This window comes from Paraburkholderia sp. PGU19 (assembly GCF_013426915.1).
Taxonomy (GTDB): domain Bacteria; phylum Pseudomonadota; class Gammaproteobacteria; order Burkholderiales; family Burkholderiaceae; genus Paraburkholderia.
The window spans coordinates 1649434-1662338 of sequence record NZ_AP023180.1 but is presented as its reverse complement, the minus strand read 5'-3'; the positions used below and the strand labels follow the sequence as shown (position 1 = coordinate 1662338).

Here is a 12905-nt window from a genome sequence, read left to right as displayed (position 1 = left end):
CTTAGGCGTTGGCGCCACCGTCGACGGTGAGCGTCGCGCCGGTGATGTAACTGGCGCTGGCGCTCGCGAGGAAGACCACTGCTTGTGCTATGTCTTCGCCTGTGCCGTAGTCTCCTGTGGCCGTGAGCGATTTCATCGTCGACGCGAACGGCCCGTCGACGGGATTCATATCTGTGTTGATGGAACCAGGCTGGACGAGATTTGCCGTAATGCCTTGCGTGCCGAGTTCTCGCGCCAGGCCCTGTGTGAACGCAACGAGAGCGGACTTGGAGCCAGCATAGACACCGAGCATCGACGCCGGGACGCGGTCGGCAAAGTAACTACCGATCGAAATGATGCGCCCTCCTGTCCCCAAGTGAGGGATTGCGGCTTTTGCGGCCACGATCGGCGCACGCACATTGACGTTGAGCGTCGCGTCGATGTCTTCGACGGAAATATCCTTTACATCGCCCATCCGGAGAATGCCGGCGTTGTTCACCAGAATATCGAGCCCACCCAATGCTTCGACCGTCTTCTGTACAGACGCCTGAACGGCCGATGCATCCGCGCTATCCGCCTGGATTGCGATACTACGCCGGCCCTCAGCTTCGATCGCCTTCACGACGCTGTCGGCCTGCTCGGTGGACTTTTCATATGTGATCGCCACATCTGCGCCAGCGGCTGCTAAAGCCTTCGCGATTGCAGCGCCGATGCCTCGACTCGCCCCGGTGACGAGAGCGCGTTTGCCTGTAAGGTTCATATAAATCTCCTTGGGTGTTGAGTGGTGAGGAAAGTTTGAGCGGACGTCAACCATCGAAGCTTCGCGATGCGTCTGCCGCTCACGGATTCGTTAGTCCGGTGAAAAGGTTCTGGATCTCGGAGTACGGCAAGGGATTGCTGTCGAGCGCTTCAGAACGACCACCCTCCAGAAAGTTTTGCGCGATGGCCTTCGCTTTGCCCAACACCACTTGCGAGATGCCGCTACCCGCACTTAACCGCCGCACGCCCAGCTTTCCGAGCGTCGCTGCGTCGGCCAGCCCTGGTACAGCCATGACGTTAAGAGGCAGTCGGGTTGCGCCGGCAATCGTCTCGATATCCGACGACTGCACGAGAGCCGGAAGGAAAAGACCGTCCGCACCGGCTGATGCATACAGATTGCCGCGAGCAATCGACTCTTCCGGCTGCTTCGATTTTTCAGCGAGGCCTGCAAGAAAGACGTCGGAGCGCGCGTTGACGAAGAGATCCGAACCCGACTTCACAAGCGCATCCCTGATCGCCTCGATCTTCAAGGCGAGAAGCGATGCCGGGTCTGAGCCATCTTCGATATTGATGCCGGCGATGCCGAGATCCACCAGTCGCATGACATGGTCTGCAACGGTCTTCGGATTGTCGGAATAGCCATTCTCGATATCGACCGACAAGGGCACGTTCAGCACGCGGACGATACGCCGAACTGAAGCGATCACCTCATCGAAAGGGAGTATGCGGCCGTCTGGATATCCCAATGCCCACGCAAAGCCGGCGCTTGTCGTAGCGATTGCGGGTGCACCCAACGCCTCAACGAGACGTGCACTACCGGCATCCCAGACATTCGGCAAGCGGAGCGGGATCGAATTGTCGTGCAACTGACGAAATGTGCTTGCATTGGACATTGCTTTTTTCCTCGTAAAGGGATTGAAACTCAAGCCGCTACGGCGCCTTTTGCTGTTTTTGCAAACGATGCGATGCGACGCGTCGCGAGCCCGGAGACAAGGATCGCGATGACCACGGGAATGCTGGAGAGGTACCCCAGGTTATGGCTGCCGATGACCGGGATCACAGCAGCACCGAGAGCCCCAGCAATGGACACACCTACATAGGTCGCTGAAGTGTTGAGACCGACCAGCACAGCCGTCATCGGCGGATTCAGGCTCGCGAGGCGGAACTGTTGCGGCACCAGCACACCCCATGCACAGGCACCCCAGATCGTCACCGCGATCGCTGCACTCCAAAGATGTGCGCCCGTGATCGGCATCGTGAGGATGACGATTGCAACGATAGAGAGTTTGATCAGAACGACTTTGTGCGAACCGATCTTGTCGAGGATTCGTCCCGTCAGCAGATTCGAGAAGGTTCCAGCCAGTCCCCATAGCACGAGCAATCCACCCAGCACGGGGGCGCTGTGGCCGATCGCACGATCGAACACAACGGAGAAGTAGCTGAAGATGATGAATGTGCCGATCTGGGCAAGCACCGTCGTCGTGAGTGTGAGTCCGACGCGGGAATCGGTGAGGGGCGACAGGCGTTCGCGCAGCGAGATGGCGGGCGGCAGCGGCACCTCAGGCAGGAACGCGAGAATACCGGCGAACGCGGCTGCACCAAGCGCGGCAACGAGCACCAGCGTCCAGTGCCAGCTTGCGAGTCCGCCGATCACGGCACCGATGGGCGAGCCCAGCGCGGTAGCGGTCGTCAATCCCGCGACGATGATGGACAACGCGTACCCGCGACGCTCTGGCGGGACGAGTGACGCACCTGTTCCGCTGGCAGTCGGCGAGAACATCGCTGCGCCAAGACCTGCGAAAGCGCGTGTGGCCAGGGCGATGCCGAGATTCGGCGCCACGATCGTGCCGAGATTGGCGATGACAAACAATCCGATGCCGCTGAGCAGCAGACGCTTTCGTGGAATGTTCGCAGCAAGCGCTGCGATGGTCGGACCGAGCAGCGCATAGCTCAGTGCATACACACTGATCAACTGGCCGGCAGCGCCGATGCTGACGCCAAACGAGTGCGCGATTTCAGGCAGGATGCCCGCGAAGACAAAGCTGTCAGTACCCAGCGCGAACATACCGAGTGAGAGTGTTAGAAGGCGGCGATCCATGTCGGCTTCTCCAGAAAGATTGCGAATAAAGTCTCGTGACGAAACTATAGGGAAGCCGCCTGCGTCGCACTACGGGCCGAAAGCAGGAAGCTGTTCCCCATAAACCGGTTAAGTCGTGCGTGGGAGTCACTTCGTCTGGGCGAACTGCTGATGCGGGGCATCCCATCCTCCACCCAGCGAACGGAACGTTCTCACCGCAGCGCGGGCAGCGTCTGCTTTCGTTGCATCGAGATCGTCGCGTGAGACCAGGAGTTGCCGGTCTGCGTCGAGCACATCGGTGAGCGTGATCGATCCCGCGCGATACGCTTTCTCTGAAAGGTCTCGCGCCTTCGTTAGTGCGTTCACTTCCTGTTGAATTTCCTGCGCACGAATCTCCGTTTGCGAAAGCGTCATCAAGGCGTCTTCGACGTCTTCGGTCGCTTTGAGAGCAGCCTCCCGATACTGCGCCAATGCCTCCGCGTACGATCCGCGTGCACTCTTGACCTCGGCGTCAACCTTGCCGAAATCGAACAGACGCCACTGCAGCGCACCTGTCCCGATTGGCTGGAACGACTTCGCGCTCAGGAAGTGACTGGCTGAGATGCTGTCGAATCCGAGTGCGCCCGCGAGCGAAATCTTCGGGTAGTAGTCGGCGAGTGCCATGCCGATCGCTTCGTTGGAAGCCGCCAGGTGGCGTTCGGCAGCAATGATGTCAGGGCGGCGCCGTAGAACGTCGACGGGCTGATCCGCGCTGCCGATGGCCGGCACGTCCGGAATGACACCAGCGTTCGCGCCGAGTTCTGCCGCATAGGTCCCCGGCTGCGCGCCCATCAGCACATCGAGCCGGTTCAGTTGCGCTTCGAGCGACACGCGCAAGCTCGGAACGGTGGCGCGTGCCTGACGCAGCAAGGCTTCGGCCTGAGCCACCTCGCGTTCGTCGGATGCACCGGCCTGTTTGCGCGCTTTCACGAGCTCCAGCAGACGCGCATCGGTATCCACCTGATCCTGTGTGACGGCGAGCTGTGCCTGCAACCCCCTGATTTGCAGGTATGCGTCAGCAGCGTCGGCGGCAACTGTCACGCGCGTTCCCATTTGAGCGGCCTCGGCGGCCTGCTCTTCATCGGTGGCTGCCGCGTGTGCGCGCCGCAGACCACCGGCCAGATCGATTTCCCAGCTTGCCGTCGCGCCAGCGACGTACTCCTTCTGGTCGCGGCTGTAGTTGGGAAACGCGCTCGCGATCGTGCCAAGCGGACTCTGCACGCTCTGGTGTGTTGCCGTGTACGACGCATTGGCATCGACCGTCGGAAGCAGGCGGGCGCCAGCCGCCTGAGCCGCTGCACGCGACTGGGCGACCCGTGCAATCGCAGCCTGGAGACTCAGGTTCTGATCGAGCGCCCGTTGCACCACCTTGACCAGCTCAGGATCATTGAACCCAGTCCACCAGCTATCGAGCTTCGGAGCGGGCAGCGTCGTTTGCCGGTCGGCGACGACCTTCGCGTTGTGAAACGGCGTCATCTGCGTGTCGGGCGCAACATAATCTGGCCCGACGGCACAGGCTGCAAGCAAGGCGCTGACGATCAGACTACCGACGATCGCTTTCGAAGTTCTGGATACGAAGCCGTTCATTTCACTTCTCCACTACGGGTTGCCGCACGGCAAGCGCGCCCTTGACGCCGAGCTTGCGAACGAAGGCGTAAAACGCCGGGGTGAATGCGAGCCCGAAGAGCGTCACGCCGAGCATGCCGAAGAACACCGTCGTGCCGAGTGATTGCCGCATTTCCGAGCCGGCGCCGCTGGCAATGGCGAGGGGCGCCACACCCGCGATAAAGGCGAATGACGTCATCAGGATGGGCCGCAGCCGCACGTGTGCCGCATGGGTGGCGGCGTCCTCCGCATCGACGCCGTCTTCCTCCTGGCGCTGTCTGGCGAACTCGACGATGAGAATCGCGTTCTTGGCGGCCAGTCCAACGAGCACCACAAAGCCAATCTGCGCAAGGATGTCGATCGGCATGCCTCGCATGTTCAGACCGACCGCCGCTGCGAGCAGACACATCGGCACGATCAGCACGATCGCGAGAGGTGTCTTCCAGCTTTCATACTGCGCAGCGAGCACGAGGAACACGAACAGCGCCGAAGCAGCGAAGATCACGAGGGGAGACATGGTCTGCTCTTTTTGCTGATGAGCGAGATCCGTCCATTCGTACGTGATGCCGTTTGGAAGAACCTGCGCTGCGAGCTGTTCCATGTGTTGAATGGCATCGCCGGACGAGTATCCAGGGCCCGCCGCACCCATGATTTCCGCTGCGGGATACATGTTGTAGCGCGGTACGCGATACGGCTGTGTCGTGTTTCTGAACGTTGCCACACTGCTGATCGGCACCATGTCACCCGTCGAGTTGCGCACCTTGAGTCGGCCGATGTCTTCCGGTGTCCGCCGGAATGCTTCATCGCCCTGAACCCGCACCTGATACGTACGTCCCATGAAGTTGAAGTCGTTCACGTACTGCGAGCCAAGGTAGAGATCCATCGTGGAAAACACATCCGCTGGCGTGAGACCGATCTTCTCTGCCTTCAGGCGGTCGATGTCCGCATAGACAGATGGCGCGCCCGCGTTGTAAAGCGTGAATACGCCGCCGAACACCTTGTCCTTGTTCGCTGCAGCCACGAGTGCACGCGCCGCGTCGGCGAGTGCCTGCGGCCCGAGTCCGCCGCGGTCTTCCAGCATCAGCTTGAAGCCACCCGCCGCGCCCAGCCCCTGCACGGGCGGCGGATTGATTACCACGACCACCGCATCCTTGACACCCGCGACCCGCTTACGGAGTTCGACCAGCATCGACGCCGCATTGACGCCGGGGACATGTTTGCCATACAGCGAGGGCAGCCCGTAGAAAAGCGTCCCCACGTTGGGCGCAATCGTGCCCGTCGTCACGTCGAGGCCCGACACGGGCGACGTATGAGTCACGCCTTTGAGTCCGGGCGTATCGAGCACGATGTCGTTGATCTCGCGTATCACCTTGTCGGTGCGTTCGAGACTGGACCCCGGAGGCAGGAACGCGATCACAGCCTGATAGCCGATGTCCTGATCCGGAATAAAACCGGTGGGCATTTTCGACATCTGCAAGGCAGTCGCGCCAATCAGACCTGCGTAGACGATCAGCATGACGGTCGTCGCGCGAACCGCGCGGCCCGTCATCTTTCCGTAGCGCGACGACAGCCATTCAAACGACGAGTTGAACCGGCCGAAAATCGCATGATGGACGCGGCCCAGAGCGGTCGTTCCGCCGTGAGACTTCTCCATTTCGTGCGGCTTGAGAAGCACCGCGCACAGAGCCGGGCTCAGTGTCAGCGAGACGAAACATGAGATGACGGTGGACGCAGCAATCGTGATCGCGAACTGCTTGAAGAACAGCCCCGAGATGCCGGACATCAACGCAGTGGGTCCGAACACCGCGCACAACGTGAGCGCGATGGCAATAATGGCCGTCGAGACCTCGTTCATCGTTCGATGAGCGGCCTCTTTCGGCGACATGCCGAGCGCCATGTTCCGTTCGACATTCTCGACCACCACGATTGCATCGTCCACGACGATCCCGACGGCCAGAACCAGTCCGAACAACGACAGGTTATTGATCGACGCGCCGAACAGCGAAAGGACGGTGAAGGTTCCGACCAGCGACACGGGAATCGCAACGACCGGGATGATCGTGGCACGCCAGTTCTGCAGGAACAGATACACCACACCGACCACCAGCAGAATGGCGATGCCGATGGTGATGGCGACCTCATGGATCGACTGGGAAACAAACGTAGTCGGGTCGTAGATCTTGATGTAGTCGACGCCGGGCGGGAAGCTCTTCTTCAGTTCGGACATTTTGGCCCATACGTCATGCTCGACCTGTACCACGTTCGCATCGGGCGTGGCAATCACGAACCACGGCGTTGCTGCATACCGGTCCGCGTAAGCCTTCGAGCCGTAGTCGACCGAACCAAGCTCGACACGGCCGATATCGCGTATGCGTGTCACGCGTCCCTGCGTATCGGACTTGACGACGACATCGCCAAACTGTTCGGGCGTGGTAAGACGGCCAAGCGCGTCGATGTTGATCTGGTAGGCACCCGTCCCATTGTTCGATACAGGCGGCTGATTGAGCACACCCGCCGACACGGCGGCGTTCTGCGCACGAAGCGCGGCCAGTATTTCGCTGGCGCTGATGTTGTACGAAGCCGCCTTGTCCGGATCGACCCAGATTCGCATCGCGTACTGCCGCTCACCGAACAGCTGAAAGTCAGACACGCCCGGTAAACGCGCGATCTGATCGCGCACCTTGAGCATGTAGTTCGACAGGTATTCGGGACTACGGGAACCATCGGGCGAATAGACATGAACGCCGAGCAGCAGCGCCTGGATGGTCTTTTTCACCTGCACGCCTTGCAATTGCACTTCTGCGGGCAGGCGCGACAGTGTGTCCTCCACGCGGCTGCGCGTGAGCAGAAGCGCTGTGTTCGGGTCTGTGCCGACCTTGAAGATCACAGTGATCGTCAACTGACCGTTGCTGGTCGATTGGCTCGAAATGTAATCCATATTCTCGACGCCATTGACGGACTGTTCGAGCGGCGTTGCGACCGTGCGCGCAATCGTATCCGCCGACGCACCCGGATACGAGGTCGTGATCTGGATGGTCGTGGGAACGATGTTCGGATACTGGGCCACCGGCAGCTTCATCATGGTTGCGAGGCCGATGAGCACAGCGAATATATTGAGCACCGCTGCGAAGCGCGGGTGCTCGATAAAGAAGTGAGTCAGTTTCATGATCTTGCTCCTTCGTCGCCGTGCTCAGCTGAGAACTGGATCGTTCCGGCGTGTGGAGAAATCTTCGAGCCAGGACGCACAGCCGGAATACCGTCGATCACGATGCGGTCGGTCAGGGCAAGTCCAGATCGAATGACTCGGAGGCCGCCGCGAAGGTCGCCAACCTCGACCTTTCGCGGGGTGGCGACGTTGTCTTCTCCCACGACGTACACCATGTGGTCGGTTTGATCCTGGAGTACGGCGGCATCGGGGACGAGCAAGGCCGGTTGCGGTGCGGTCGTTGCCAGTCGCAGGCGTGCGAAGCCGCCGGGTGTCAACGACAGGTCGCTATTGGGAATCGTTGCGCGCGCGTGGATGGTTCCGCTCGAACGGTCGAGTGTATTGTCGATAAAGTTGAGCGTGCCTGTGCGTGCATAGTTACTGTCGCCTGTCGGTGAAATATTCACCGCGTCTGCCAACGGTCCTTTCTGGTTTTCACGAGAGTGCTGGAAGGCGGCATAGTCGTTTTCGCTGATGTCGAAGTCCAGATAGATCGGGTCCAGCGAAACGATGGTCGCGAGTAGCGTGGTCGGGCCGCTGCCGGCCCGGCTGCCAGATACCAGATTGCCCGTCGAAACGAGGTGTGTGCCGATGCGCCCGGTAAATGGTGCTGTGATCTTGCACCGATCCAGGTCGAACCTGGCATCGCGAACCAGAGCATTGGCGTTGTCGACAGCCGCTTGAGCCGCGCGTTGTTCAGCGACTTTCTGGTCGACGTTCTCGACCGTTCCCGCCTCCGAACGCTGCAGTTCCTGCGCGCGGGCAAGCTCTCGCGTGGCGAGCGCCAGTCGGGCATTCGCGGATTCGAGTCCAGCCGTCGCCTGGCTCAACTTGATCTGATACGGTTCCGGGTCGATCTCGAAGAGCACGTCGCCTTTATGCACGATGTCGCCGTCCTTGAAGTTGATCTGCGTGAGCGTGCCGCCGACCTGAGCGCGCAATTCGACACGGTTCACGGCAGAGAACTGGCCGAGGAACCCGAGCCGGCCTTCAATATCGCGCTGCAACGGCGCGCTGATGGCGACCGACGGAGGCGGCGGCACGGCAACGGGTGCTGCACTCGACCAGTGCATGTGAGCCGCCGTCGCCGCCACGGCGACGATCACAGCGGCTGCCACACCTTTACCGACCCATCGGACGGAGCCGGACGTCGCCGGGTTGGCTGGAGCGGCGACTCCCACCTCGGCCTGATCAATACGGTTATTCATGGCATTTCTAAGTATGTTGACAGGCTGTATGACAGAGAGTCATGTCCAGCTCGCCGTTAGATGATCAATCTTTGCTTTCTGGTATGAAGAAAGCGGGTTAGTCCAGAACCAGGCCGCTATGCCGGGAAGCTTCCCCCTGAACGACGACCGGCTAAGTTTCGTGACGCAACTATAGGCAACACCGTTGCGTCACACTACTGGCCGAAACCGGGAAGCTGTTCCCCGCAATCTGGTTAAGTTGCGTGACGAAACCTGGGCTACGATACGTTCCATCATGTATAGAAAACGCTTCGATGGAATGGACTGTTCGATCGCTCGCGCCCTCGATGAGGTTGGCGAGTGGTGGACGCTTCTGATCGTTCGCGAGTGCACGCAAGGCAGCAGGCGCTTCGACGAATTTCAGAGCGGGCTCGGTATTGCCCGCAATGTCCTCACTGCACGGCTGGAACGTTTGATCGAACTGGACATACTCGAACGCTTCCCGATCGCAGAACGCGCAAACACGTTCGGTTACAGGTTGACGTCGAAGGGGGCGGACTTATACCCGGTGCTGGTCGCGCTGATGCAATGGGGAGACAAGTGGCTAAGGCCAAATGGCAAGCCGCCGATCGCATTGGTGGAGCATGCGAGTGGGAGCCCCGTAGAGGCCGTGGAAGTTCGCACGATGGGCGGGCAGGCGCTGACGTATCGGGACGTTCGATTTGCTGCTGGTCCGGGCGCGACGAAGGCGACGCGGGATGTCATCGAGAACCGGAATGACCGGGTACTCGGTGACCAGAGCGAGGAGTCGTGAGCTTTGAAGGCTGCCAGCCTTAGCCGGGCAGCCGGGCAGCCGAGGACATGCGGTCGGGGCGTGACGGTGTGCGGCGCGAAGCGAAGGAGCGCTAGTGCCGCTTGTGCTTGCCGAACCTGGACAGCGATTGCCTGAGTTTGGGCGCCGCAAAGTCGATGAAATGACGCAGTTTGATGGCCATGAGATTTCTGGACACATGAACCAGATGGACGGGCACGGGCTCGATCTCAAACTGCGGAAGGAGGATCTCGAGCTGCCCGCTGCGGATGGCTTCGTCGGCATCGTGCTCGAATACGTAGGTGATGCCCGCGCCGTCCACGGCGGCGCTGACTGCGGCGTCGGGTGTCGTGACCTCGAGCCGGGGTTTCACGCCGAGCACATAGGTTTTATTCGTCGTGGGAAGGCGGAAGCGCCATGGCGACAGATACGGGCTATTGAACACGACGCACGAATACTTCACGAGGTCGTCGGGTTCGCGCGGCGGCGCATGGTTGGCAAGGAAGGCTGGACTCGCGCAGACGATCGGCCGCAACGAACCGATGCGCGTGGCGATCATGCTGCTGTCCGCAAGTTCTCCGATCCGCAACGCGAGATCGGCGTGCGAATCGATGAGGTCAAGATTTCGATCGGAGAGAAGGAGCCTAACGGCGATGTCCGGATACTGCGCGAGGAACTGATTGATGACGGGCAAGATATGCAGGCGACCGAGCTGGACGGGCGCAGTGACGACCAGTTCTCCTTTTGCTGTCGCGAACTCGCCCGTGGCCTCGCGCTCCTGTTCGCGAACGAGATCGAGGATGCGTCGAGCCGCCGCGACGTATGACATGCCCGCGTCGGTCAGTGTCAGTTTTCGCGTGGTTCGTATCAGCAACCGGGTTCCAAGCAACTCCTCGAGGTCGGCTACTTTGCGAGTGAGCGTGCTGGCAGGTATTTTCAGTTCGCGCGCCGCCGCCGACAGGCTTCCTCTGTCCACAGCGGTCAGCAACATTTCCATGGCTTCTAGTCGGTCCAACGCGTTCGCTCACGTGGGATTAGGTCGCAGTATTGTAGGGGAAGTTGCCACCCAAAAGCTGGAACGTCGGGTGCCTGCGGGTCCTGCGCAGTGCGGTCTCGTTGGGCAATCTGCTGGAAAGCGAGATAAAAGTTTTTCCGGCCTACGCCTTCGCGGTGTCGTGTCAGAGCGTGACTTCAAGAAAACACATGTCCCTGGAGCGTCCGATGTATGCACAAGCTATCGCGCAATGCGTGCAAGCAGTAAAAACAATGGATGCCTATCTCGACAAGGCGGAGCGCTTCGCGAATGCGAAGAAGTTCGACGTTGCCGTTCTATTATCGACCCGCCTCGCTCCCGACATGGGCGGGTTGCTCTATCAGATACAAAGCGCTTGCGACTATTTGAAGGGCGGCGCGGCCTTTCTTTCAGGGCAGCAGCCACCGCGACATGAAGACAATGAGCAAACGCTTGACGAAGCGCGTGCGCGCATCCGCAAGACGATTGATTTCGTCGAAGGCGTGGCGGTAGACCAGTACGCTGACGCAGCCGATCAGATCGTAAAAGTATCCTGGGTGGCAGGTAAGCTAACTGGCGAAAACTATCTGCTGCAGATTGTGATTCCGAATGTCTACTTCCATGTATCCATGGCTTACGCAATCTTGCGCACGAATGGCGTCGACGTCGGGAAGCTGGACTTCATTGGGCCGGTCAATGCCTTCGATGCCTGATTGGCAGGCAACCCAGGTCGTTGCTGAAATGCGAATCGAGGAAAGCCGACGCTTTCCTCGAAGACGATCTGTTGACGAGTCAGTACGCCGGACTCTCGTACGGGCTTAGTTTTTGAAGAGATGCGAAGCGTGGGTCACGGCACCGCCCGCACGGATGGCCGCAGCTACAAGCGTAGCTTCGGTCAGTTGAGCATCGTTAGCGCCGGCGTCGCGAGCAGCTTTAGTGTGCAGTTCAATGCAGTAGGGGCATTGCGTCGTCAACGCGACGGCAACCGCAATGAGTTGCTTCTGTTGCGCGCTCAAAGCGCCGTCTTCAAAGACCTGCTTCTCAAATGTCCAGAAAGTTTTCATGGCTTCCGGTGCGTTTTCGTCCAGCTTCTTCAGTCGGGTAAGATGTTTCATATCGAACATGAGTTTCTCCAGTTATCAAAGGTCTACAGGCAAATAGTAGAGAAGTCCATGTTCCATGTGGTCTCGATTTGGTTCGAATTCGTCCATGACTAACCATCTTCTCTTCGGGCTTCCAGTGCTGGAACGCTTTCTGGCAGCGCTCGACATTGGCGTGGCTAATTTCACGCTTTGCGATATACGCGATGGCTGGAGTGCCCGCTTCGACGCTTGCGCGACGGCCAGTCTTCACTACTGCATGGAAGGGCGTGGTGCGTTGGTGACGCAAGACGGCGAGCGCGTGGCTTTGATTCCGCACAGCTTCGTGCTGTTGCCGCCGGGAATCGGCTATCGGATCGAAAGCGACAGTACGTCGCCCGTTGGTGAGACGAATCACGGGCGTCTTTGTGAATGGCCTTCGCGGGAAACGATCCCGACGATCCTGGTCGGTGGAGGCAAAGCAGGCATCGCGACGGCGTGCGGTGAAGTCAAGCTGGATACCAACTATGGCGGCGACCCGTTCAGGACGATGCGCCGGCCGCTGATCGCACAGTTCGACACGCAGTCAGGCTTAAAGGATCAATTCGTATTGCTGCTCGCGGAATGCGCTCGCCCGGGGCTGGGTTCGCGCGCATTGGTCGAAGCACTGCTCAAGCAGTGTCTGATCATGGTAATGCGGCGGCAAATCGATAATGGCGGCGCCGACCTTCCTTGGGCCGCGGGCTTTGCCGACAAACGACTAGCCGGGGCACTCGAAGCGATCTTCGAGCGCCTGGCATCGCCGTTGTCAGTGGAGCGGCTAGCCGATATCGCCGGAATGAGCCGTTCGGCATTTGCTGCCCAATTCATGAAGGCGTTCGGGCAACCGCCGATGGCCATGTTGAAAGTCGTGCGTCTGCGCAAGGCTGCGGAATTGTTGGCGACGACTGATGTTCCCGTCGCCGAGGTCGCAAGAATGGTCGGCTTTTCGAGCCGAAGTAACTTCTCTCAGGCGTTTCACGCCATGCACGACATGGATCCGACCGCTTTTCGACGCAGATCGAGTGCGACCGACAGGCGGGGCGTGCGGGACGAGTAGCAACGCCAGAAGTTTGGAGCGCGCTGGCTAGCGTGTATCACCGTCGGTCGAAT

11 protein-coding genes are annotated in these 12905 nt (G+C 60.0%); 3 read left to right on the top strand and 8 right to left on the bottom strand.

Going from position 1 to position 12905, the window contains the following annotated elements; all coding sequences use genetic code 11:
- Window position 1: 1 nt before the first annotated feature.
- The 6 genes from H1204_RS25100 to H1204_RS25075 all read right to left on the bottom strand — a co-directional run bounded on the left by H1204_RS25100 (window position 2) and on the right by H1204_RS25075 (window position 8872).
- Window positions 2–739 (bottom strand): SDR family oxidoreductase, encoded by a 738-nt coding sequence (locus H1204_RS25100; protein WP_180733300.1) that lies wholly within the window; start codon window positions 737–739, stop codon window positions 2–4.
- A 79-nt stretch (window positions 740–818) separates the two neighbouring features.
- Window positions 819–1631 (bottom strand): isocitrate lyase/phosphoenolpyruvate mutase family protein, encoded by an 813-nt coding sequence (locus tag H1204_RS25095; RefSeq protein WP_180731244.1) that lies wholly within the window; start codon window positions 1629–1631, stop codon window positions 819–821.
- Window positions 1632–1660: 29 nt separating this feature from the next.
- Window positions 1661–2836, bottom strand: a complete 1176-nt coding sequence (locus H1204_RS25090; protein ID WP_180731243.1) for an MFS transporter — start codon at window positions 2834–2836, stop codon at window positions 1661–1663.
- Window positions 2837–2962: 126 nt separating this feature from the next.
- Entirely contained in the window at window positions 2963–4441 is a 1479-nt protein-coding gene (locus tag H1204_RS25085; protein ID WP_180731242.1) for an efflux transporter outer membrane subunit, read from the bottom strand.
- Window position 4442: 1 nt separating this feature from the next.
- Window positions 4443–7625, bottom strand: a complete 3183-nt coding sequence (locus tag H1204_RS25080) for an efflux RND transporter permease subunit (RefSeq protein ID WP_180731241.1) — start codon at window positions 7623–7625, stop codon at window positions 4443–4445.
- Window positions 7622–8872: an efflux RND transporter periplasmic adaptor subunit gene (locus tag H1204_RS25075; RefSeq protein ID WP_180731240.1), complete on the bottom strand. Its 1251-nt coding sequence runs from the start codon at window positions 8870–8872 to the stop codon at window positions 7622–7624. Before H1204_RS25075 ends, H1204_RS25080 begins: the two co-directional genes overlap by 4 nt.
- Window positions 8873–9146: 274 nt before the next feature.
- Here H1204_RS25075 and H1204_RS25070 point away from each other — a divergent pair, with 274 nt between their 5' ends.
- A complete protein-coding gene (locus H1204_RS25070) occupies window positions 9147–9665 on the top strand; it encodes a helix-turn-helix domain-containing protein (RefSeq protein WP_180731239.1) in 519 nt (172 codons plus the stop codon).
- 91 nt (window positions 9666–9756) lie between these two features.
- On the opposite strand, the gene H1204_RS25065 is transcribed toward H1204_RS25070, so the two are convergent.
- Window positions 9757–10653 carry a LysR family transcriptional regulator gene (locus H1204_RS25065; protein WP_243468665.1) on the bottom strand — a complete coding sequence of 299 codons (897 nt, stop codon included), beginning with the start codon at window positions 10651–10653 and terminating at the stop codon, window positions 9757–9759.
- A gap of 125 nt (window positions 10654–10778) precedes the next feature.
- Here H1204_RS25065 and H1204_RS25060 point away from each other — a divergent pair, with 125 nt between their 5' ends.
- Complete coding sequence (locus H1204_RS25060; protein WP_243468664.1) at window positions 10779–11387, top strand: DUF1993 domain-containing protein; 609 nt, start codon at window positions 10779–10781, stop codon at window positions 11385–11387.
- A 105-nt stretch (window positions 11388–11492) separates the two neighbouring features.
- On the opposite strand, the gene H1204_RS25055 is transcribed toward H1204_RS25060, so the two are convergent.
- Complete coding sequence (locus tag H1204_RS25055) at window positions 11493–11798, bottom strand: carboxymuconolactone decarboxylase family protein (RefSeq protein ID WP_180731237.1); 306 nt, start codon at window positions 11796–11798, stop codon at window positions 11493–11495.
- Between the two features lie 85 nt (window positions 11799–11883).
- On the opposite strand from H1204_RS25055, the gene H1204_RS25050 reads away from it, so the two are divergent.
- Complete coding sequence (locus tag H1204_RS25050; protein WP_180731236.1) at window positions 11884–12852, top strand: AraC family transcriptional regulator; 969 nt, start codon at window positions 11884–11886, stop codon at window positions 12850–12852.
- The last annotated feature ends 53 nt before the right edge of the window (window positions 12853–12905 follow it).

What these genes read in the sequence shown, in the direction of transcription:
- H1204_RS25065 (WP_243468665.1), bottom strand. Translation starts at nt 10,653, where the DNA reads ATGTTGCTGACCGCTGTGGACAGAGGAAGCCTGTCGGCGGCGGCGCGC.
- H1204_RS25075 (WP_180731240.1), bottom strand. Translation starts at nt 8,872, where the DNA reads ATGAATAACCGTATTGATCAGGCCGAGGTGGGAGTCGCCGCTCCAGCC.
- H1204_RS25095 (WP_180731244.1), bottom strand. Translation starts at nt 1,631, where the DNA reads ATGTCCAATGCAAGCACATTTCGTCAGTTGCACGACAATTCGATCCCG.
- H1204_RS25070 (WP_180731239.1), top strand. Translation starts at nt 9,147, where the DNA reads ATGTATAGAAAACGCTTCGATGGAATGGACTGTTCGATCGCTCGCGCC.
- H1204_RS25055 (WP_180731237.1), bottom strand. Translation starts at nt 11,798, where the DNA reads ATGTTCGATATGAAACATCTTACCCGACTGAAGAAGCTGGACGAAAAC.
- H1204_RS25090 (WP_180731243.1), bottom strand. Translation starts at nt 2,836, where the DNA reads ATGGATCGCCGCCTTCTAACACTCTCACTCGGTATGTTCGCGCTGGGT.
- H1204_RS25085 (WP_180731242.1), bottom strand. Translation starts at nt 4,441, where the DNA reads ATGAACGGCTTCGTATCCAGAACTTCGAAAGCGATCGTCGGTAGTCTG.
- H1204_RS25100 (WP_180733300.1), bottom strand. Translation starts at nt 739, where the DNA reads ATGAACCTTACAGGCAAACGCGCTCTCGTCACCGGGGCGAGTCGAGGC.
- H1204_RS25080 (WP_180731241.1), bottom strand. Translation starts at nt 7,625, where the DNA reads ATGAAACTGACTCACTTCTTTATCGAGCACCCGCGCTTCGCAGCGGTG.
- H1204_RS25050 (WP_180731236.1), top strand. Translation starts at nt 11,884, where the DNA reads ATGACTAACCATCTTCTCTTCGGGCTTCCAGTGCTGGAACGCTTTCTG.